This is a genomic window from Lentzea jiangxiensis (assembly GCF_900104175.1).
In the GTDB taxonomy this organism is placed as follows: Bacteria; Actinomycetota; Actinomycetes; order Mycobacteriales; family Pseudonocardiaceae; genus Lentzea; species Lentzea jiangxiensis.
On sequence record NZ_FNIX01000015.1, the window covers coordinates 152,368 to 173,121 of the forward strand.

General features: G+C 70.5%; 22 protein-coding genes and 3 pseudogenes. 4 read left to right on the top strand and 21 right to left on the bottom strand.

Annotation, left to right across the window (positions count from 1 at the left end):
* Nucleotides 1–97: 97 nt before the first annotated feature.
* The 15 genes from BLQ91_RS29865 to BLQ91_RS29935 form a co-directional block, all read right to left on the bottom strand.
* The gene (locus tag BLQ91_RS29865; protein WP_090102153.1) at nt 98–1,324 is read right to left on the bottom strand and encodes a sensor histidine kinase; all 1,227 of its coding nucleotides are present in this window, start codon (nt 1,322–1,324) and stop codon (nt 98–100) included.
* Nucleotides 1,314–2,810, bottom strand: a complete 1,497-nt coding sequence (locus tag BLQ91_RS29870) for a glycosyltransferase family 2 protein (RefSeq protein ID WP_245733901.1) — start codon at nt 2,808–2,810, stop codon at nt 1,314–1,316. The genes BLQ91_RS29865 and BLQ91_RS29870 overlap by 11 nt, the downstream gene beginning before the upstream one ends.
* A complete protein-coding gene (locus BLQ91_RS29875) occupies nt 2,807–3,895 on the bottom strand; it encodes a HEAT repeat domain-containing protein (protein WP_143022875.1) in 1,089 nt (362 codons plus the stop codon). Before BLQ91_RS29875 ends, BLQ91_RS29870 begins: the two co-directional genes overlap by 4 nt.
* An 8-nt stretch (nt 3,896–3,903) precedes the next feature.
* Nucleotides 3,904–4,278, bottom strand: a complete 375-nt coding sequence (locus tag BLQ91_RS29880; RefSeq protein WP_090102157.1) for a response regulator transcription factor — start codon at nt 4,276–4,278, stop codon at nt 3,904–3,906.
* A 198-nt stretch (nt 4,279–4,476) separates the two neighbouring features.
* On the bottom strand, nt 4,477–5,148 hold the full coding sequence (locus BLQ91_RS29885; protein ID WP_090102160.1) for a SchA/CurD-like domain-containing protein: 672 nt from the start codon (nt 5,146–5,148) through the stop codon (nt 4,477–4,479).
* Nucleotides 5,145–6,698: an FAD-dependent monooxygenase gene (locus BLQ91_RS29890; RefSeq protein ID WP_176960022.1), complete on the bottom strand. Its 1,554-nt coding sequence runs from the start codon at nt 6,696–6,698 to the stop codon at nt 5,145–5,147. The genes BLQ91_RS29885 and BLQ91_RS29890 overlap by 4 nt, the downstream gene beginning before the upstream one ends.
* Nucleotides 6,691–7,020 (bottom strand): TcmI family type II polyketide cyclase, encoded by a 330-nt coding sequence (locus BLQ91_RS29895; RefSeq protein ID WP_090102164.1) that lies wholly within the window; start codon nt 7,018–7,020, stop codon nt 6,691–6,693. Before BLQ91_RS29895 ends, BLQ91_RS29890 begins: the two co-directional genes overlap by 8 nt.
* Nucleotides 7,005–7,463: an SRPBCC family protein gene (locus BLQ91_RS29900; protein ID WP_090102166.1), complete on the bottom strand. Its 459-nt coding sequence runs from the start codon at nt 7,461–7,463 to the stop codon at nt 7,005–7,007. Before BLQ91_RS29900 ends, BLQ91_RS29895 begins: the two co-directional genes overlap by 16 nt.
* Nucleotides 7,460–7,708, bottom strand: coding sequence for an acyl carrier protein (locus BLQ91_RS29905; protein ID WP_176960023.1), 249 nt, complete (start codon nt 7,706–7,708; stop codon nt 7,460–7,462). Before BLQ91_RS29905 ends, BLQ91_RS29900 begins: the two co-directional genes overlap by 4 nt.
* 1 nt (nt 7,709) lies before the next feature.
* Nucleotides 7,710–8,966: a beta-ketoacyl synthase N-terminal-like domain-containing protein gene (locus tag BLQ91_RS29910; RefSeq protein WP_245733902.1), complete on the bottom strand. Its 1,257-nt coding sequence runs from the start codon at nt 8,964–8,966 to the stop codon at nt 7,710–7,712.
* Entirely contained in the window at nt 8,963–10,219 is a 1,257-nt protein-coding gene (locus tag BLQ91_RS29915) for a beta-ketoacyl-[acyl-carrier-protein] synthase family protein (protein ID WP_090102171.1), read from the bottom strand. The genes BLQ91_RS29910 and BLQ91_RS29915 overlap by 4 nt, the downstream gene beginning before the upstream one ends.
* Entirely contained in the window at nt 10,216–10,605 is a 390-nt protein-coding gene (locus BLQ91_RS29920; RefSeq protein ID WP_090102173.1) for a cupin domain-containing protein, read from the bottom strand. Before BLQ91_RS29920 ends, BLQ91_RS29915 begins: the two co-directional genes overlap by 4 nt.
* Nucleotides 10,602–11,210 carry a SchA/CurD-like domain-containing protein gene (locus tag BLQ91_RS29925; protein ID WP_176960024.1) on the bottom strand — a complete coding sequence of 203 codons (609 nt, stop codon included), beginning with the start codon at nt 11,208–11,210 and terminating at the stop codon, nt 10,602–10,604. Before BLQ91_RS29925 ends, BLQ91_RS29920 begins: the two co-directional genes overlap by 4 nt.
* On the bottom strand, nt 11,207–11,578 hold the full coding sequence (locus BLQ91_RS29930; RefSeq protein ID WP_090102178.1) for an antibiotic biosynthesis monooxygenase family protein: 372 nt from the start codon (nt 11,576–11,578) through the stop codon (nt 11,207–11,209). The genes BLQ91_RS29925 and BLQ91_RS29930 overlap by 4 nt, the downstream gene beginning before the upstream one ends.
* A gap of 141 nt (nt 11,579–11,719) precedes the next feature.
* Complete coding sequence (locus tag BLQ91_RS29935; protein ID WP_143022877.1) at nt 11,720–12,010, bottom strand: hypothetical protein; 291 nt, start codon at nt 12,008–12,010, stop codon at nt 11,720–11,722.
* 428 nt (nt 12,011–12,438) lie between these two features.
* Here BLQ91_RS29935 and BLQ91_RS29940 point away from each other — a divergent pair, with 428 nt between their 5' ends.
* The 3 genes and pseudogenes from BLQ91_RS29940 to BLQ91_RS44020 all read left to right on the top strand — a co-directional run.
* Entirely contained in the window at nt 12,439–13,758 is a 1,320-nt protein-coding gene (locus BLQ91_RS29940) for an alpha-lytic protease prodomain-containing protein (RefSeq protein ID WP_090102182.1), read from the top strand.
* 138 nt (nt 13,759–13,896) lie between these two features.
* Nucleotides 13,897–14,121 (top strand): annotated as a pseudogene (locus BLQ91_RS29945) (sigma factor-like helix-turn-helix DNA-binding protein); the annotation flags it as partial.
* 14 nt (nt 14,122–14,135) lie between these two features.
* Nucleotides 14,136–14,741, top strand: a pseudogene (locus tag BLQ91_RS44020) (anti-sigma factor); the annotation flags it as partial.
* A 144-nt stretch (nt 14,742–14,885) separates the two neighbouring features.
* Here the strand turns inward: BLQ91_RS44020 and trxA are convergent.
* The gene (gene trxA / locus BLQ91_RS29955) at nt 14,886–15,206 is read right to left on the bottom strand and encodes a thioredoxin (protein WP_245733903.1); all 321 of its coding nucleotides are present in this window, start codon (nt 15,204–15,206) and stop codon (nt 14,886–14,888) included.
* Nucleotides 15,207–15,220: 14 nt separating this feature from the next.
* Entirely contained in the window at nt 15,221–16,954 is a 1,734-nt protein-coding gene (locus tag BLQ91_RS29960) for a cytochrome c biogenesis protein DipZ (protein WP_090102188.1), read from the bottom strand.
* Nucleotides 16,955–17,228: 274 nt separating this feature from the next.
* Here BLQ91_RS29960 and BLQ91_RS29965 point away from each other — a divergent pair, with 274 nt between their 5' ends.
* Nucleotides 17,229–17,882: a fasciclin domain-containing protein gene (locus tag BLQ91_RS29965; RefSeq protein ID WP_090102190.1), complete on the top strand. Its 654-nt coding sequence runs from the start codon at nt 17,229–17,231 to the stop codon at nt 17,880–17,882.
* A gap of 263 nt (nt 17,883–18,145) precedes the next feature.
* Here BLQ91_RS29965 and BLQ91_RS40565 read toward each other — a convergent pair whose 3' ends face one another.
* The 4 genes and pseudogenes from BLQ91_RS40565 to BLQ91_RS29990 all read right to left on the bottom strand — a co-directional run bounded on the left by BLQ91_RS40565 (nt 18,146) and on the right by BLQ91_RS29990 (nt 20,732).
* Nucleotides 18,146–18,442, bottom strand: coding sequence for a hypothetical protein (locus BLQ91_RS40565; protein WP_143022878.1), 297 nt, complete (start codon nt 18,440–18,442; stop codon nt 18,146–18,148).
* 242 nt (nt 18,443–18,684) lie between these two features.
* Nucleotides 18,685–18,915: pseudogene (locus tag BLQ91_RS29980) on the bottom strand (transposase); the annotation flags it as partial.
* Nucleotides 18,916–19,083: 168 nt separating this feature from the next.
* On the bottom strand, nt 19,084–20,139 hold the full coding sequence (locus tag BLQ91_RS29985) for an NAD(P)H-dependent flavin oxidoreductase (protein WP_090102196.1): 1,056 nt from the start codon (nt 20,137–20,139) through the stop codon (nt 19,084–19,086).
* Entirely contained in the window at nt 20,136–20,732 is a 597-nt protein-coding gene (locus BLQ91_RS29990) for a flavodoxin family protein (protein WP_090102198.1), read from the bottom strand. The genes BLQ91_RS29985 and BLQ91_RS29990 overlap by 4 nt, the downstream gene beginning before the upstream one ends.
* Nucleotides 20,733–20,754 lie beyond the last annotated feature (22 nt).

The following is a 20,754-nucleotide window of genomic DNA, read 5'->3' on the forward strand; positions in this document are numbered from 1 at the left end:
CGACAGTCCGGGTGCGTGCACTGTCCCGATCAGACGGCCATCTCGGGATCGAGATCGTCGAAGCGCGGCCAACGGCGTTGACCCGCTTGATCAACTGTCAGCTGCGTCCATCTGCGCCGGCGGGAAGCGTGAACCAGACGGTGAGGCCGCCGTCGATGCCGTCGGACAGTCCGATCGTGCCGCCGTGGGCGGTGACGACGCGGCGGCAGGTGGCCAGCCCGATGCCCGCGCCGCCCTCCACGGAGCCGTGCTGGTGCACCTGGCTCAGCAGTCCGAACGCCTCCTCGCGGCGTTCAGGCGGGATGCCCCTGCCGTTGTCGGCGATCTCGACGCGCACGAACTCGCCGTGGTGCTTCGCACGGATCCGCACGACGAGCCGCCGGTCGGGGCGTGCGAAGCGGATGGCGTTGCCGACGATGTTCTGCAGCAGCGCTCGTAGGTGCGTCTCGTCGCCGCGGACCGTCGGAAGCGGTTCGAGGTCCAGGTCCATCGTTTCGGATTCCGCGCCGGTGGCGCGGTCGTCGATGAGGTCGGCGAGGAGGGCGCCGAGGTCCACGGACCCGTGCTTCAGTTGCCCGCCGAGCTTCGCGTAGTCCAGCAGTCCGTCGACCAGGGCGTGCATGCGGTTGGCAGCGCCCCTGCTGCGTCCGACCAGCCGCCCGGCGGTCGGAGCGCCCACGACAGCGGGGTGGTCGGAGAGCAGTTCGAGGAACCCGACGATGCCGGCGAGCGGGTTGCGCAGGTCGTGGCTGACCCGCCCGGCGAAGTCGGCGAGTTCGCTGTTGGAGCGCAGCAGCTCGGCGCGGGCCGCGGTCAGCTCCTTCACGGCGCGGGCGAGCGCCAGGCTGGACCGCCGCAGCTCCAGCACGTCGACGGCCTGGTGGGCCAGCAGGTCCAGGCTGCGCCGCTGTCGCCGGTCCAGCCGGTGGGGCACGTCGCCGAACACGCACAAGGTGCCGAGCACAGCTCCGGAGGGCGCCTGCAGCCGGCTCGCGGCGTAGAACCGGACCGACGCGATCCGGCCCGTGACGAAGGGGTTGGTGGCGAAGCGGGGGTCCTGTCGTGCGTCGGGCACCTCGATCGGCTCCGGTGTGACGATGGAGACGGCGCACATCGAGTCCTCCCGCGAGCAGACCGAGGGGGAGATCCCGACCGCCGCCACCTGGTGCTGGAGGTGCTCGCCGATCAGGTTGACCGCGCCGTGGGGCACGCCGCAGACCTGCGCTGCCAGTTCCGCGAGGGCTTCCAGGTCGGATTGACGCCCCAAGTCCTCGATGCCGTACTCGGCCAGCACGGAGTCGCGGTCGCGCTGCTCAACGGACATCGGGCACCACCTCTCCGGGATGTGTCACCGGTCCCGAGCCGGGCACGGGACCGCCCGCGGGCTCGGCGCTGGCGAATCCCACCCGCGTCATCCGGCCCCACTCGGCCTTCCCGCCACGCAGGGCGTCCACCAGGCCGCGCAGCCGCCACACCGCCGTCAACTGCCGGTAGCCGATGTTCTCGACGACCGCCACGACGAGGGCGACCGCCAGGTCCCGCCAGCCTCGATAGCGGTGGAACGAGTACTCCTCCACCACGAGGGCGACCAGGGACAGCGCGACGCCGTAGCCGAGCGCCACCAGGAAGAACAGCACGGCGAAGGCCCAGTCGACGGCCCCGAGCAGCAAACCGACGACGAGGGCGACGAGCCCGAACAGCTCGACCACCGGCGCCAGCAACTCGAACAGCACGTAGAACGGCAGCGCCAGCGTGCCGACCGCGCCGTACGCCGGGTTCCCGATCATCCTCCGGTGCTTCCACAGGACCTCCGCGAGACCTCGTGACCAGCGGCGCCGTTGGCGGCCGAGAACCCGCAGCGACTCCGGCACCTCGGTCCAGGCCACCGGTTCGGGGACGAACACGACCCTGGCGTGCCGCCGGTGGTCGCGCAGCCAGCGGTGCAGGCGGACGACGAGCTCGGCGTCCTCCCCGATCGTGTCCACGTCCAGTCCACCGGTCTCCACCAAGACGTCACGCCGGAACAGGCCGAAGGCGCCGGAGACGACGACGAGAGCGTTGAGGGCCGACCATCCGGAGCGTCCCAGCAGGAATGCCCGCAGGTACTCCACGACCTGCGTGCGCGCCAGCCAGGTCCTCGGCATGCGCAGCTCGGTCACGCGACCGGCGACGACGGTGCTGTCGTTGACCGCGCGCACGACACCGCCGGTGGCGACCACGTGCTCGGGGTCGTCACCGAAGGGCCTGGCCACCGCCAGCAGGGCGTCCGGGTCGAGCAGCGAGTCCGCGTCGACCATGCAGACCAGCGGTTGGACCGCGACGTTGATGCCGGTGTTGTTCGCCGAGGCCTTGCCGCCGTTCTCCTTGCGGACCACGACCAGCGGCACCGCTGCTGGCGGGGCGTGCACCGCGGTGATGGCACCGCGGGTGGGCACGTCGTCCGGCACCACCCGCGGAACCTCCACCAGGCCGAAGTGGGCCCGCAACACCTCGAACGTGCCGTCGGTGGAGCCGTCGTCGACGACTACGACTTCGAACAGGGGGTGACGCAGGGCCAGCATGGCGTTGACGCTTTCGACGATCGTCGCCTCCTCGTTGTGCGCCGGCATCACCACCGACACCCCGAGCGTCAACGGGTTGGTGTACGCCTCGTCGAAACCCGCGTAGGGGCGGCGCCGGAGGTGACGGCGGAACTCGCGCACCGCGAGCAGGATCAGACCGAGGTAGCTCGTGTTGAGCAGCAGGAAGTAGGCCAGCACGAACCAGTTGGCCACCACGATGACGGTGCTGATGACGTCCAGCGCGGTCACGGCCGCACCGTCGCGAGCAGCCTCTTGGCGTTCGCCGCCACCAGGGCCTCCTGGGCGTGGCGTGCGGCCGACCCCGAACGGCCGGCCAGCCGCGTGAGGGCCGCCACGCCGTCAGGACGGATCGCGGCCAGAGACGCCGCGGCCGTGTGCGCGACCCAGTGCACGGGGTCGCCGACCAGATCGGCCAGCACGGGAACGGCGCGCCGCGCCCCCAGCGCCCCCAGGGCCTCGGCCGCCGTCACCCGCAGCGCGAGCGGCTCACGAGCGGAGGTGGCGGCGATGACGTCGTCGACCGAGACCGGAGCGCCGATGCGCCCGAGGGCACGGGCTGCGCGCAGGCGCACCTCGGTGGAGTGGTCGATGCGCAGCATCACGACGAGAACCGGTGCCGTCGCCACCGCGCCGACCAAGCCGAGAGCCTCGGCGACCTGGGCACGGACGAGGTCGTCGGCCCGATCCACCGCGGCGAGCAGCGGGGGAACCGCCGCCGGACCGATCTGCCGCAAAGCGGCCATGACAAGGTGGTGCGGCAGCGGGGGCGTGCGCAGCAGGCCGTGCACGAGTGCTGTCGCCGACATCGGGTCGGCCAACCGGCCAAGGGCACGCACCGCCACGGCGCGTACTTCCAAGTCGCGGTCACCCAGCAGCCGCACGAGTTGCGCCGTCGTCCCTGGCCCACCCACCGCGCCGAGCAGGTGGGCCGACCGGGCGCGCACCACGGCGCTGCGCCGATGTACACCGCGCATCGCCCGCTCCACCGAACCTCGGCGTTCGAGCAGGCCGACCACGGCCGTTCGCGCCTCGCCGCGCACCTTGCCGAGCATGGCGACCGTGACCGGCTCCAGTGCACGCCACGTGCGCGGATCCACCGCGACCAGCCGCTCCACCACCACGGGGTCCTCGTCATCTCCTGCGACCAACTGGACCAGCCACGGACGAGCGGACGCCACGAGGCGCGCACGGCGTGCGTCGGTGACCCGCAGCCACCACCGGCCGACGAGGACCGCCAGGGCGAGAGCGACGAGCACGACGGCCAGGCACACCGCAGCGACGATCAGCAGATCGCGGTCGACCGACGGGGACACGGGCGAGATCACCGCCGACTGCGGGCCAGGACGGCGCGCACCCGGCTGACCAACTCACGAGGGCTGAACGGTTTGGTCAGGTAGTCGTCCGCGCCCCAGTCGAAGCCGCCCTCGACATCGCTCTCCTGGGCGCGGGCGGTCAACAGGATCACCGGTATGGCCGCGGTGGCCTCCGCCGCACGCAACTCCCGGCAGACGTCCAACCCGGTCATCCGGGGCATCATCACGTCCAGGACGGCGATGTCCGGCATCGCGTCGCGGGCCATGGCCAGGGCAGTGGCGCCGTCCTCGGCGACGAGCACGTCGTAGCCCGATTGCTCGAGCTTGAACACCACGACGTCCCGGACGTCGGCGTCATCGTCGGCGACGAGCACGGTGGTCATGGGAGCTCCCAAGTTCTCGGCGTCGCATTCGAAGTACCCCGAACTGGGCCATTCAGTCGATCGGGGCACTTCGATCGCGTTGACCACCGCATCGGCACGGCGGGACGTCCCGCCGTAGTCGATCGTCGGCAGACGCTCGGTGGCCTGGGAGTCAGCCGCAGAGCACGTGGCTACGGGACAAGCGCGACACCGGCCCGGTCATGCCACCGCCCCCACCGAACGGTCGGTCACCAGGGTCATCGGCCGTGCCAGCCGAGCGAACGGCGTGACCAGGCCGATCAACGGCACCGGTGGTGTCTCGTCGTCCGATTCGATCAGGTGCACCACCAGGTCGCGACGCCGGAACACGGTGGTTCCACCGGAGGCCACGGTGATACCGGAGAGCCGACGGGCCAGTTCGCCGGCGTGCCCGGGCAGCGACTCGTACAGGACAGCCCTGCGCGGCAGTCGCCCGGTGCGGCCGTTGCCGGACGCCACCCGCATCACGGAGGTCGCCGCGAACCGGCGCAGGCTCGCCTCGTCGGTCACCTCGCGGTCGTGGACCAGGTGCGGTCGCAGCCGCTGCTCCACCGCCTGGACCTGGGGTTGTCCCGCCAGGTGCCGAACGGCCTCCGAAGGAGGGCAGGTGATGTCCACGACCCGCACCACGACGCGCCCTGCCATGAAGACGGACGTGCGCTCCAGCAGCGACCACCCCGGCTCCGGACCGCACACGAGAAGGGCCGCGTACCCGGAGAGGATCTCGGCCACGACCGTCTCCGAGCCGGCCCGGACTCGGAACGTCAACGCGTAGCGGTCGACGGTTCGGCTCCCGGTCATCGTGACCGCCGGGAAACCACCGCAGTGGCCGCTGAGGAGCTGCTCGTTCATCGGAACAGCACTTGGTCGACCACGGCCCGCAGGACGTCGGGACGGGGTGTGGCCGGGCTGCGCCAGGCGACGAACCCGTCCGGACGGATCAGGACGGCTCCGTCGTCGCTGATGCCGTAGCGGCGGGCGAACTCGCCGGTGGGGTCGTGCAGGGTGTCGCCGATGCGGTGGTGTTCGACCGGGACGTCCGAGAAGTCCGCGGCCTGCTGCCAGCGGGTGCCGGTGACGAGCACCAGCCCGCGCCCCATGAAGTCGAGAGTGGACAGTGCGGTGCCGTTGTGCTCCACAGTGACGTGAGGTGCGCGGCAGCCCGGGGCGGCGGTGGGGTGGTCGGGGTCCTCCACCGGGTGCGGCGCGGGGGTGCCGTCCGGGACGAAAGCGCCTTCGGGGTAGGTGTAGCCGAACATCGTCGCCCGCTGGCGCAGGGCGCTGTCGCGTGCGTCGCCCGGCTTGCCGTTGACCAGACCGTACCGCTCGACGGTCAGCGCCGTGGTGTGCCGGGCCACGGGGAGGCGTTCGGTCTCGTAGGTGGCCAGCAGGCCTGGGCCTGCCACGCCGCGGTGGTGCAGGGCGATCTTCCACGCCAGGTTGAAGACGTCCTGGACAGCGGTCGCCACGCCGAAAGTGCCCACGGGCGGCATGACGTGGGCGGCGTCGCCGGCGATGAACGCCCGGCCGGCGCGCATGCGGTGGGCGACCTGCCCGGAGATCTCCCACGGGGTCTCGGACACGTGGTCGATCACGATCGGGAGGTTCTCGAGGCCGATGGCGGTGCGCAGCAGGTGCACGCACCGCTCGTCGGTGAAGTCGGCGACGTCCTCACCCGGCCGCAGGGAGACGGCGAACCGCCACCGCTTCGCGCCGTCGATGGACGTGAGGAACCCGTGCACAGCGGGGTTGCTCACGGTCAGCGCGACGATCTTGCGCCCGCGCAGCGGTTCGCGGAGGTCGGCGTCGAAGTAGATGTTGACCTTGCGTGCCAGGAGGTCCGAATCGTCCTGCCCGACGTCGAGCATGCGGCGAACGGGACTGTGCGCACCGTCCGCCACGACGAGGTAGCCGGCGCGGACGCGCTCTTCCCGGCCGGTGCTGTGATCGCGCACCACCGCGACAACGCCGTCGGGCTCGTTGTCCACCGCCACCACCTCGTGGTGGTAGCGCACGTCCGCGCCGGTCTGCACGGCGTGTGCGCGCAGCAGTGGTTCGAGCTGGTTCTGGTCGATCGCGGCCCACCGGCAGGGGCTCAGCGAGTCGGGTCCGGTGTCGAGGCGGTTGGGCAGCCGCAGCCGTTCCGGGCCCGCAAGGGTTTCGGCGTGGGCGACGATGGTGTGGTCGGCGATCAGCGACCGCACCTGCCCGATCGTCTGCTCCACACCGACGGCGCGATAGAGCTCCATCGTGCGCGGGTTGAGCGCCCGGGCCCTCGGATCGGTCGACGGCTCGGAATGGCGTTCCACCAGCAAGGCCGGCACGCCGTACCAGGCCAGGAACACAGCGGCGGACAGGCCGGTCACGCCCCCGCCCGCGATCAGCACCGGAACCTCAGGCATGACGCTCCCAACGGTAGAACTCGTGCGCCATCGCATCCTTGGGCTCGCGCCACGCCTCGGGGTCGTAGGCGGAGACGAACGGGCTCAACTCCCGGCTGATCCGCCGGAAGCGGGGGTCGTCGCGGTGCGCGGCCATCGCCTCCGCCAGCGGGCGGTCGCTCTCCACCAGGTGCAGGTAGAGCTCGCCGAACCGGAACAGGCTGCGTCCCCGCACGCCGAGCGCGGCGGGCAGGTCGGAACGGTGGTCGGAGTCGGCGAACACGGCGGCCACCTCGTCGGCGGCCTCGGGGACCATGCGGGCGACGATCAGGGTGCGGTGCACGCGACCTCCTCGACCTTCCGCTTGATCAGCGCCAACTGGACGCGGCTGTTGTCGTTGATGCGCTTGGTCATGGCTTCGTCGTCCACCGGAGCGTCGGGTTTCATCGCGAAGTCCTGCGTCCAGCGCATGCGCACACCCGTGTCGAGTTGTTCGTAGGTCCAGCGGATGTGCATCCGCTCGAACGGCCCGGTCTCGACGCGCCGGGCGGTGACCGTCCTGGTGGCCGGGTCCGCGACGCGCTCGGACACCCAGCTCCACACCTTGCCGGCCGGGTCCGGGTGCATGGTGAGGCGGAACAGCACGCGATCGCCGTCGCGTTCGAGCACCTCGGCCGAGGCGTACTCGCTGAACAGCTCCGGCCAGCGCTCGACGTCGTTGGTGCGTTCCCACACCAGTTCCATCGGCGCGTCGATGACGATCTCGTTCTCGGTGTGGCCGCTCATCCCCGGACCTCCCCGGGCAGCAGGGCCAGCAGCTCGCGCGGCGACTGGTGCGGTCGCAGGTCGGCGTCCTTGGGCACGCCGTGGTGGCGTTGCAGCTCGGACAGCACGCCCATCAGGCCGAGGGAGTCCACGCCGAGGTCGTCGAAGGTGTGGCCGGGGGCGGTGACCTGCTCGCCGGTCACGGGAACGCCGGTGCAGCGGCTGATCAGCGCTGCCAGGTCGTCGGGGGAAAGCCTGGTGTCCACGTCACATACCTCCGCTGGTCGGTGATTCCGGATGGCGCAGCACGAGCGCCGAGTTCCCGCCGTACACACCGCGGGACAGCACCAGGACGGTGCGCAGGTCGACCGGACGGGCGACGCCGGTGACCAGGTCGAGGTCGAACCTGCAGTCGCGCACGCCCGGTGTGGGCGGCACGAGACCGTGTTCGAGGGCCAGCACCGCGGCGGCGACGTCGAGCACGGCGGCGGCTGCGTAGCAGCGCCCGTACCCGGCCTTGGGCGCGGTCACCGGCACGCGGCTCGCGCGCTCGCCCAGCAGCAGGCGCAACGCCTCGGCTTCGGCGGCGTCGGCATGCGGGTCGGCCATCGCGTCGAGGAACACCGCGTCCACGTCGTCGGGGGTCAGACCCGCTTCGGCCAGCGCGGCCGTGGCGGCCCGCAGCAGTCCCTGCGCCGACCGGTCGAACCGCCGCCGGCCGGTGTAGGTCGCGCCGTGCCCCGCCACCACCGCTTTCACGCTGGCGCCCCGGCGGTGCGCGGCGCCGGCGTCCTCCACGACGAGCATGGCCCCGCCCTCGGCGGGCGCGAACCCGCCGGCCCGCTCGGTGAACGGCTGGTAGGCCGTGGCCGGGTCGCTGGACGTGCTGAGCAGCTCCAGCCCGAGCTGGCAGCACAGCGCGTACGGGCAGAACGGGGCTTCCGCGCCGCCGACGAGCATGGCCCGCGCGCCTCGTCGCAGCTCACTGCCCGCGGCGGCGAGGGCGTCCAGGCCGCCCGCCTCGTCGGCGACCACCACCCCGGACGGGCCGCGCAGGCCGTGGCCGATGGAGATCTGGCCGGAGCACGCGGCGTAGAACCAGGCGATCGACTGGTAGGGGCCCACGTGCTCGGGTCCGTGCCGCCACAGCTGTTCGATCTCCCGCTGGCCGAACTCCACGCCGCCGCTGTAGCTGGCCGTCATCACGCCGAACTCGAAGGGCTCCACCGCCGCCGGGTGCAGCACGGCGTCGCGCAGCGCCAGGTCGGCGGCGGCGAGGGCGAAGTGCGTGAACCGGTCGGTCTGCACGGTGATCCGCGGTTCGACCCACCCGGCCGGTTCGAACCCGGCCACCTCGCCCGCCACGGTGACGGGGTAGGGGTTGGGCTCGAACCGCCCGATCGGCGCGAGTGCCAGGTGCCCGTCGCGCACGGCGGGCCAGAACTCGCCGACCCCGAGACCGCTCGGGGCGATCACCCCGAGACCGGTCACGACAGGCGCGGAACCGGTGGCCGCGGGGCTCACGGCCGCCCCGCTCTCGTCAGCACCACCGCGGACTGGAACCCGCCGAAGCCGCTGCCGACCGACAGCACCACGTCCAGCTGGCATTCCCGCGCGGTGTGCGGCACGTAGTCCAGGTCGCACTCGGGGTCCGGCGTGTCCAGGTTGGCGGTCGGCGGGACCACGCCGTGGACGAGCGCCAGCGCGCAGGCGGCCAGTTCGACGGAGCCGATCGCGCCCAGCGAGTGGCCGATCATCGACTTGATCGAGCTGACCGGCACCTGGTGCGCGCGCTCACCCAGCAGCCGGTGGAACGCGGCGGTCTCGTGCCGGTCGTTCTGCCGGGTGCCCGAGCCGTGCGCGTTGATGTAGCCGATCTCCGCCGGCGCCACCGCGGCGTGGTCCAGCGCGCGCCGCGCGGCCTCGGCCATCTCGACGCCCTCCGTCGTCAGGCCGGTCATGTGGTGGGCGTTGCTGCGGGTGGCGAAGCCCTCGACCTGTGCCAGCACCTCCGCTCCCCGGCGGCGGGCGTGGCCGAGCTCCTCCAGCACCAGCACGGCCGCGCCCTCACCGAGCACGAACCCGTCCCGGTCGCGGTCGAACGGGCGAGCCGCGTGCGCGGGGTCGTCGTTGCGCGCCGAGGTCGCGCGGATCGCGTCGAAGCAGGCCACCGTGATCGGCGAGATCGGGGACTCCGAGGCCCCCGCCAGCACCACGTCGGCCCGGCCTTCCTCGATGAGGCGGGCACCGTGGCCCACCGCGTCCAGCCCTGCCGTGCACCCGCTGGACACCGTCCGCACCGGCCCGCACGCGCCGACCCGGTCGGCGACCTCCGCGGCCAGCGTGGCGGGGGACAGGGCGCAGTGCAGGAACGGCGAGGCCGCGCCCGCGTCCACCAGCCACCGCTGCCCGCGCTGCGAGGTGGCCACGTAGTCCTGCTCGAGCAGCGTCGTGCCGCCCACGGCGGAACCCATGGTCACACCCACCCGCCACGGGTCCGTGACGGCCACCTGCGCCTGTCGCCACGCCTCGTCGGCGGCGACGGCGGCGAACTGGACGTAGCGGTCCATCCGGATGATCTCCGCGCTGGTCAGGCCAGCGTGCACCGGGTCGAAGTCGCACTCGGCGGCGATCCTCGACCGGAAGCCCTCCGGGTCGAACAGGGTGATCGGCCGGGTGGCGGTGCGCCCGGACGTGATCAGCTCCCAGAAGCCCTTGGTCCCGATGCCGCCCGGTGCCACCACCCCCAGGCCGGTGACCGCCACCCGGCGCGTCATGACGCCTGCTCCGTGTCCACGTGCCCCAGCTCCGGCCGGGGCGCCAACGGGGACAGGTGGAACAGCACGCGCGCCGGTGACGTCCCGGTGTTGCGCAGGCGGTGACGCACCCCGATCGGCACCAGGATCGCCTGGTCCGCGCCCACCTCGTGCGGTACGTCGTCCAGGTCCAGCACCACCGAGCCCTCGACGACGTAGAGGAACTCCTCGGAGTACGGGTGGTAGTGCTCGTTGACCTGGTCGCCCGGCCCGACGAGCACGACCCCCATGAACCCGGAGGTGGCGCAGACCGTCGCCGGGCCGAGCAGGACGCGGATGTCGCCACCGCGGCGGGTGTTGGGTGCGACGTCGTCCGGGCTGATCGCCCGGTGGAGCTGGCCGGTCATGCCATCGCCCCCACCACTCGGTCGGTCACCAGCGACATCGGGCACGCCAGGTCCACCAGCGGCGCGAGCCTGCCCGCGAGCGGCACGGCAGGCATGCCGTTCGAGGACTCCACCAGGTGCACGACCACGTCCCTTCGCCGGAAAACCGTTGTGCCGCTGTCGGAATCCGATCCTTCGGCGGCGAGCAGCCGGGCCACCTCGCCGCCCTTGCCCGGCAACGCCCGGTAGAACGCCGCCGCACGGGGCAGGTGGCCGGTGTGGCCGTTGCGGGAGGCGACCACGCGCATCACCGAGCCGGCCAGGAAACGCCGCCGGCCGTCGTCGTCGGACAGGTCGCGGTCCTGCAAGAGGTGCGGCCGCAACCGCTGCTCCACGGCCTGGATCTGCGGTTGCGAGGCCAGGTGCCGGATCGCCACCTCCGGCGGGCAGACGATGTCCACGACCCGCACCACCACAGGTCCGGCCATGAAGACCGACGTGCGGTCCAGCAGCGGGCGCGCGGCCTGCGGCCGGCCGGGCGGGGGCCCGGCGTAGCCGGCCAGGATCTCGGCCACCGCCGCCTCCGACTCCGGCCGCACCGGGAACGTCAACGCATAGCGGTTCACGACTTCGCCTCCAGCAGTTGTCGATCGGTTTCGGCGCCCGGCGCGGTGCTCAGGCGGACGTGGTAGCGCGAGGACTCCCGCGCCGTCGTGCACGCGATCAGCGGAGCCGCCAGCCGCCGGTGGTCGGCGCCGCGCTCCCACGCGTGGAAGTGCGCCGCGCTCGCCCACTCGCTGGTGATCACCCAGTCCTCGGGATCACCCTCCGACTGGCACACCTGGTCACCGAGGTAACCCTCCACTTGCGACACCTGGTACCTGATCCGGCGGTAGGCGTCGAGGAAGCGGTCCTGCTCCGCGTCCGGCACGCGCAGGCGGAAGATCACCCGCAACCGGCTGCGTCCGGACGTGTGGTCCGCTGTCGACGCCATCTCGTCTCCTCGGGGTCTGCTTAGGACGAACGGGCAACCTCGTTGTGACCGAGCGTTGATCTACCCGCCCCCTCCAGCAAGTCGGGGTAGGCCACCAGGCCGAACATCCACTCGATCGAGAGGACAAACCTCGGATTTCGATCAGGAAGACCGCTCCGGGCGGGAAGCGATCCGGCAGGCGTGCGAAGCCACCGCGCTGCGCACACCCTCGGCGTGCAACATCCGGCGGCACGTCCTGACGTCGTCTGATTTGCCCGTCTTCGCGACCTTGCACGCCTTGAGCACGTTGGCGGTCGCCTTGTACCCGTTCTCCATCACGTGGTCGATGCAGATGCCGGGATCAGCCTGGGCGGGCGGCCCCGTGAACGAGAACAAAGCCGCGGCAGTGAGCACCATGCCGGTCAGACCGGCCGCACGACGCAAACGCGACATCGGGTCTTCCTCTCCTGGACACGCCGAGGCACGGCGCTTCGCCGCGCCACGGCTGGATGTTGGTCGCCACCGAGTACCTCAGGATGCGTCCGACAAGCCGATCCGGCTGGCCCAACCCACGATCGAGCGCAATGCCGCCCCGTCCGAGGGAGGAAGCCTCTCGCGGCGTGCGCGGCGGGTAAGCCGCCACCACATTCCGCCGCCCGATCGAGCGCCCACACCACTATTCGGTGAGGTTGCCGCCGACAGCAATTCCTGTCCGTCGCATTAGGACGGTCGTGTTCGCCGCATGAGCGCACCGCGATGCGCGGCGAGGACTCGTCGAGCACGGGTGGTGCGCGTCGACCTTATGGCCAATTGGTATGTACCACTTGCCGTGACCTCGTCGTACGGTCTGCGGGCAATCACCCTGCGTGCAAGGAGCGGACATGAACCGCAAGCTCATCGCCGCCGCCACAGCGGCGGTCACAGCGGCCGGGCTGACCATCGCCGTGGCGCTGACGACCAGCGCCACCGCTGCCGACACAGCTGACCCCGCCCTGCTGGCCGCGATGGCCCGTGACCTCGGCATCTCCTCGGAACAAGCGCGTGAGCGCCTCGGTGCCGAAAAGGCCGCGGGCCAGACCGACGCCGCGCTGAAGTCCCGCCTCGGCCCGGCCTACGCCGGGTCCTGGCTCGACGGCACCGGCCACACCCTCACCGTCGCGGTCACCGACCCGGCGCTGGCCGGCGCGGTGCGCTCGCACGGCGCCGTCGCCGCCACGGCGAGGCACAGCGCGTCCGCACTGGACAACGCGAAGACCAAGCTGGACGCCAAGGCCACCACCGCACCCGGCGCCGTCCCCGGCTGGTACGTCGACGTGCGCGCCAACAAGATCGTCGTGCTCGCCCGCGCCGGCGGGGAAGCGCAGGCCAGGACGTGGGCGGCCGAGGCGGGTCTGCGCGGTGACGTTGTCGCCGTCGAGGCCAGCACCGAGAACCCCAAGCCGCTGATCGACGTCATCGGCGGCAACGCCTACGGCGTCCCCGGCGGCGGCCGTTGCTCCATCGGCTTCGCCGTCGAGGGCGGCTTCGTCACCGCCGGCCACTGCGGAGCCACCGGCGGCCGCACGTCCAACCCCGGCGGCACCATCCAGGGCAGCAGCTTCCCCGGCAACGACTACGCCTGGGTCCGCACCGACGCGGGCAACACCCCGCGCGCCCTGGTCAACCGCTACCCCGGCACCGTCCCGGTCGCGGGCTCCCAGGAAGCTCCGGTCGGCTCCTCGGTCTGCCGCTCCGGCTCCACCACCGGCTGGCGCTGCGGCACCATCCAGCAGAAGAACGCCTCGGTCACCTACCCCGAGGGCACCATCACCGGCCTGACCCGCACCAACGCCTGCGCCGAGCCCGGCGACTCCGGCGGCTCGTGGCTGACCGGCGACCAGGCCCAGGGCGTCACCTCCGGCGGATCCGGCAACTGCCAGAGCGGCGGCACCATCTACTTCCAGCCGCTGACGGAGATCCTGCAGGCCTACAACCTGCGCCTGGTGACCTCCGCCGGCCCGACCACGACCACCCAGCCGACCAGCACGACCACGACCACCACCACGCCTCCGGGCGGTGGCGACTCGTGGGCCCCGTACACCTACTACGGCACCGGCGCCCAGGTCACCTACGGTGGTGCGTCCTACCGCGTGATCCAGGCACACACGTCCGTTCCCGGATGGGAGCCGCCGAACACTCCTGCCCTCTGGCAGCAGGTCTGACACCAACACCCTCCGACCGTCCCGACGGCTGCTGCCGTCGGGACGGTCTCCATACGAGCGATAGTGCAAACTCGATGCCGCTGATCACACCCAGTCATCTATCTGTGCGGGTAGCAGCCACGGCCGCAGCCCACGGGTCGCCTCGAACAGCGCAAGGTCCGGCGTTGCCTGTCCGCGCTGACAGATCTGCAGCGCGAGTCCGTGTTGCTCGCCTACTACCAGGGCTACACCTATCCCGAGATGGCAAGCCTGCCCGGCAGTCCGCTGGGCACGGTGAAGACCCGGATGCGTGACGGCCTGATCAGACTCAGGGACTGCTTGGGGTGGCGGTATGAGCACGTCGTCAGATTTTGCACACGTTGACGGGCGTGTACGCGATGAACGCCTTGTCCGGCTCGGAACGCGAGGAGTTCGAGGAGCACCTGCCGCAGTGCCCGTCCCGCACTCAGGAAGTCGCCGAACTGCAGGCCACCGCGACCACCCTCGGCGCGGCGGCGGAGCTCGCGCCACCGCCACACCTGCGGACGCAGGTGTTGAACGGCGTGACAGCCATGCGTCAGCTGCCGCCGGAGACGCCCGCTCCGGCGGCGACGGTGCTCGTGCTTCCCACGAGGAACCGGTGGACCGTCCGGGCGAGCGTGCTCACCGCGGCCGCCAGTGTGCTGGTCGTGGCCGGTGTCCAGGGTGTTCAGGACCGCGGTGAGCTCGACGCGCTGCGTCAGCCGGCAGCCGGGTACAGCCAGATCTCGGATCTGCTGAGCGCTCCTGATGCGAAGCTCCTGAACGACTCGGGAACCAGCGGTGGCCGCGGAACCGTCGTGATGTCGCCGAGTCACGGCAAGGCGGCGTTCCTCGCCGACGGGTTGCCATCGTTGCCCGCGGACCGCGCGTATCAGCTGTGGGTGGTCGGGCCTGACGGGCCGCGCTCGGCCGGGCTGCTGCGTGACGAGCCGGTGGTCGCCGATCGCCTTGCCGATGCGCGGGCGTTCGCGTTGACCGTCGAACCGAGCGGTGGCTCGCCCGCTCCGACGACGACTCCGGTCCTCGCGATCTCGATGGTCTCATCCGGACACGACGCGGCCCCGACGGCCTGGTGGCAGTCGGGGCCGCGTCCTCTCTGCTGGTGTTCAGAGCCAGGAGGAAAGCGCCTTGAGGATGTCGGCGCGCCTGCGTGGCGCGGTGAGGGTGGCGACAGGGGCACCGCCGGAGAACAGGATGAGCGTGGGGATGCTGAGCACTTGGTAACGGACGGCGATCTCGGGGTGGGCGTCGATGTCGACCTTGACGATGGAGATCGCGTCCCGGTGTTCTTCGGCGATGGCGGTGACGACCGGCTTCAGTGCCTTGCACGGGCCGCACCAAGGCGCCCAGAAGTCGACCAGCACTGGCTTGTCGGCGTCGAGGACGGTGCTGTCGAAGGAGTTCGTGGTCACGTCGGTGAGTTGCACGGTGTGGTCCCTGATCATCCGAAGGTGAAGGAGAAGGCCTGGACGCCAGGACCGACGGTCGCGGTGAGCGAGCCGCTCTCGATCTGTTGCGTGGCCAGGAGCTGATAGGAGTTGGGTGTGCCGTCGACCTCGATGGTCTTGGTCTTCCCGTCGTTCTCGATGGTGACGGTCCCCTTGCCGGACAGGACCATCCGGATTTCTTTGGCTCGGTAGTTGAGCTTGATCTGTCCGGAACCGCCGGTGGGCGTGATGTTCTGGCTCGTGAGCGTCCACTGGCCGGCGAGCGCGAAGGTGTCGGTGCCCTGGTTGTCCGGGAACTGGAACGACTTCTCGCCGGTGGTGTAGGTCTCGGTGCCGGCGAAGTTCACGCGCTTGGTTGAGCCGAGGTAGGTCTCGCGGGTGATGTCGGCGACAACCGGGGTGTCGTCGGTCAGCTCGGTGGCTGCCGGGAGTTGCACGCCAGGCTCGGCGTCGGTGAGCAGCTGCCGGATCAGCTTTTCGGTGATGTTGTAGTCGCCTTCGCCGAACTTGATGTGCCGGACGGTGCCCTGGGCGTCGACGAGGTAGTGGGCAGGCCAGTAGCGGTTGCGGTAGTTGGTCCAGGTGCTGAGGTTGTTGTCCAGGGCGACCGGGTAGGTGATGCCGAAGTTCTTCGTCGCGGCCTCGACGTTGTCGGGTTCCTTCTCGAAGGCGTACTCGGGGGAGTGGACGCCGATGACCTGGAGGCCGGCGTCCCGGTAGGCCTTGTCCCACGCGGTGATGTGCGGAATGGAGCGCTGGCAGTTGATGCAGGAGTAGGCCCAGAAATCGATCATGACGACTTTGCCGCGCAACGCCTTCAGGTCGAGTGCCTGGCCGTCGGGCGTGTTGAGCCACTGCCGGATGTCGGTGATGTCCGGTGCTGTGCCGCAGCTCTCCAGGTCGGGCGCGCCATCGGAGCACTTGCCGAGGTCCTTGTTCTGGCCGTTGACCAGTCCTCCCAGGTTGAGTGCCTTGCGGACCTGCTCGGAGTTGTTGACCTTGTCCTGCAGGGAGCTGGTGTAGTCCGGGATCACCCGCTGCAGCAGCTGGGGCAGGTTGAAGACCAGCCCCAGCGCGAGCGCGATCATCACGATGCCCGCGGTGATGCGGATGCCGCGCTGGCGCTTGCGGAAGGCTTGCACGCGTTCGGCGACCCGGCGGCCGGCGAGGGCGAAGATCAGCAGCGGGATCGCCGCGCCGACGGCGAAGGTGAGGGTGAGGATGACGGTCTCGGTGCCGATCCTGCCGGTGGAGCCCGCGACGGTGATGGCGGCGAGGACCGGGCCGGCACAGGGGACGTACACCGCGCCCAAGGCCAGGCCGAGGGTGAACCCGCCGCGACTCGCGTCCGGGTTGCGTTGCGGGATCCACGTGAACGGCTTCTCCAGCAGCTGTTCGAAGCGCGGCACGATCAGTCCGATACCGATCAGCGCGAGAACTACGATGCCGCCCCAGAGCAAAACGTCCTGTGGCAGGTTCAAAACCGACAGCAGAAGTGACCCGAACAGCGTGACCAGGCTGAAGCTGACGACGAGTCCCGCGATGACGAGGAACGGCCGGGTGCGCGAGACCGGTTTGGCCGCCACCGCCACCGCGGCCCCTGCGGGTGTCGTGCGGGCGCTCTGCGTGCCGCCGGAGAAGAAGATGACGGGAAGGACGGGAAGGATGCACGGCGAGATGCCGGTGACCAGGCCGCCGATCAGACCGATCAGTGCGAGGGTCAACATGGGGGCCTACTCGGATTGATAGAAGTGCGTGATGCCTGTGGTTCGTGGCTGAGCGCACCGCGGATTGCCTGCGCGGACGAGTGTCCGGCGCGTGGCGGCGATCCGAGCTGATCGTCGAGTGTGGACTCCCTGCTGCGGCTGCGAGTCGTTCGCGCTGCTCACGAGCGGTTGGCGGACTTGGTGGTAACAGGTCGATAACGAGACCCATCCGTTCGGTCGACGGTGGCGAATCACCGGTAACAACTACCCGAACACTTCTTGGAGATGTCTCGTCATGAACAAGACCGCCCGCAACACCGTCCTGGCCGTCGGCGCCGCCTCGCTCGCCCTGTTCGGCGCGGCGTGCGGCTCGGGTGACATGGCCGGCAGCAGCTCCAGCACTGCGCCCACCTCGGCGACGTCGATGGCTCCGTCGTCGCAGGCGATGGCCGACCCGGCCAAGGACCTCGTCGGTCCCGGTTGTGCCGACTACGCGAAGCAGGTTCCGTCCGGTGCCGGTTCCGTGAGCGGCATGGCCGCCGACCCGGTTGCCGTCGCGGCGAGCAACAACCCGCTGCTCACGACGCTGGTTGCGGCCGTGTCGGGCAAGCTCAACCCGAAGGTGAACCTGGTCTCGACGCTCAACGGCGCGGAGTTCACCGTGTTCGCGCCGGTGGACTCGGCGTTCGCGAAGATCGACGCGGCGACGATCGAGAAGCTCAAGACCGACGACGCGTTGCTGACGAAGATCCTGACCTACCATGTGGTTCCTGGTCAGATCGCGCCGGACAAGATCGCCGGTGACCAGAAGTCGGTGCAGGCCGGTGTGGTGAAGGTGACCGGTTCGGGCAACACGCTGAAGGCCAACGACGCCAACGTGGTCTGCGGTGGCGTGAAGACCGCCAACGCCACCGTCTACCTCATCGACTCGGTGCTGATGCCTGCCTGACATCTCCAGGGCAGCAGTACCGTGGCTGCGGGAACCGCGTTGTGACGCGGTTCCCGGAGTTCCTTCACGTCTGCTCGTCGCGAAGTCTGATGCGCCACAGGAGGCTTCGTCTTGCGTCGTCGGCTCCGCCGGGTCCCGGCGCCAGTGACGGCGTCGACAAGATCATTCGTGCGCTGGTTCCGCGGAGAATCGCGGGTGACAGAAACCGGCCGCGCCTGTCCGCCACCGCCATCACGGCCTCCGCCCACGGACGCGCGATCCGCTCAAAGCCCTCCGGGTTGTTGCGCAAGCGCATCTGGGCGGTGTCCACGAACTCCGACTCGGTGATCACTCCCGCCGGCATCGGTGTCCGCGGCCTCCAGCAGGCCGGCGAAAAAGATCCGTGCGCCGTCGAGCAGCCGCATCCCTTCGGACGACTCCGGCAAGCGTCCACACGAGGTCATGATGGCGCGGGTCATCTCCTCGAAGTCGGCGACGTCGACCACGCCGTCCCCGTCGCGGTCGAAGGTGGCGAACCGGGCCGCCATCTTGGCGGCGTAAGCACTCTGCACAGTGGTCACGGACAAAATTCCTTTGGAAGTCGAATGCGCCGGGCTTCTGAAACGGCTCCGGCGCACCACGTCACAGGCCACGGACCACCTCAATCGCTCCGAAATGCAGGTCCACTCGATCAGGTGGGTGAAGACCGCACATACTCGGCCGAAGACCCGCCGCTCGGTGCACAACCGCACGAACTTCTCGTCGGTGGCGCCGCCGTCAACAGGTCATGCAGTGCCTCGATGGTGCCGTTGTTCTCCTACTTGGCGTAGTAGTCGTAGACGGTCTCGTACGGCAAGAAGTCGTGCGGCAGGTACTCCCACCCGATCCCGGTCCGGCACACGTACAGGATCGCGTTGACGATCTCCCGTAAGTGGTGCACCCGTGCCGCGGTTTCGGGTCCGCGCCGGACGGCACGCCACGCGGTCAACGTCGGCTCGATCAACGCCCACCGGGCATCGGTCAGGTCACTGCGATACGCACGCCGAGAACTCACAGTTGATCAACGCTTCAGGTGACCACCACAAACCAAGTTCCCCCATAGCGTGCACTACCACTTCTCGGTCTTGCCGGTGGCGTGGGTGTACCAGCTCCCGGAGCTGTTCTGGTGGTATTCGGCCCGATGCGATCTACAGTGGACACAGTCGACGCGCTGGAGTTGTCTTCACGCTGGAGTCGGGTGGGCCTTCATCAGCGTGACGAGGTACTCCTCGGCGGTGTACGGCCGCGACAGCGGTGCTGCCTGGCCCGCCCAGAGGTTGACGTATTGCGAGTCGCCGCGCGCGGCGGCGGCTCGGCGCAGGGGTTGCATGAGTGCGTTCTGGACCGGGTACGCGGGCACGTTCTCCTCTTCGGCCACGAGTTCCCGGATCAGCGGGTTGATGATGGCCCGCGCGGGCCGGCCGGAGAAGAGCCGGGTGAGCACGGTGACCCGGGCGTCGGGGCCGGTCAGCGCCGCTTTGTGGACCGGGCTCGCCCCGGACTGCACGGTCGCCAGAAATCCGGTGCCGATCTGCACGCCCTCGGCACCGAGGGCGAATGCCGCGGTGACGCCGCGATGGTCGGCGATCCCGCCGGCCGCGACGACCGGGATGTCGACGGCGTCGACGACCTGCGGAACGAGCGAGAACGTGCCGACCAGCGACTCGGCGACCGGCCGCAGGAACGCGCCCCGATGCCCTCCGGCGTCGCTGCCGGAGGCCACCACGATGTCGAAGCCGGCTGCCTGCACGGCCACCGCCTCGTCGACGGTGGTGGCGGTGCCGATCGTCACGATGCCGCGGCGACGCGCCTCGGTCACCACCCAGGCCGGCGGCGTGCCCATGACGAAACTGATCACCGGTGGCTGCGCCGCCAGCAGCGCGTCCACCTGATCGTCGAAGGCGGGCGGCGGCGCGTACGAGCTCGGCGCCGGTATGCCGAGGCGGTCGTAGAGCGGCCGGAGCCGTTCGAAGTCGGCCGGTGCAAGGCGCAGGACTTCCTCCCCTGGGTGCGGCACCCACAGGTTCACGTTGAACGGCCGGTTTCCAGGGATCGCCGCCTTCAGTTCGGCGACGAGGGCCGTGATGGCGCCGGGGTCCAGATGGTGCGCCCCGAACGAACCGAGACCGCCGGCACCGCTCACCGCGGCGGCGAGGGCGACGCTCGACAGCCCGCCGCCGAACGGACCTTGGATGATCGGGAGGTCGGTGCCGAGCAGGCGGACAAGTCGGGTGCTCATGCCGCACCGACCAGTCGTCCCTGGCGCATCTGGACGGCGACTTGGGCGACCCGGCGACCGAGGTGCTCGGCGGTGCGCAGGTCGGCCGTGGGCGGCGCGTCGTCCGGGCCGGCGTCGGAGGGCGCCTGCGCCATCGCGCCGAGGAAGCCGCCCAGCCGGTTGAGGTCATCCACCTCGCCGGTGGTGCTGTAGAGCCAGCCGGGAGGCAGGCCCAGCGAGACCCAGTGCATGCCGTGCTGAGCAGAGAACACGGTCAGCGACGACAGGGTGTTCAGCTTGTCGCCGTTGACACCGGCGGACGTGGTGAACCCGGCGGCGAGCTTGTCGCGCCAGCCCTGCCGCGCCCAGACCTGGCCGCTGGCCTCGGCGAAGGCCTGGAAGACAGCGGACTGGCTACCCATGTAGGTGGGGGTGCCGAAGATGATGGCCTCGGCGTCGGCGAGCGCCTGCCACAGCGGTTCGTCGAGCACGGCAACGTTGCGCAGATCGGCGTGGACACCGGGAACGGACTCCGCACCCGACGCGACGGCCTGTGCCTGGCGGGCCGTGTGGCCATAGCCGCTGTGGTACGCGATGACGACACTGATCGACATGTGCCCTCCTTCCAAGAGGTGA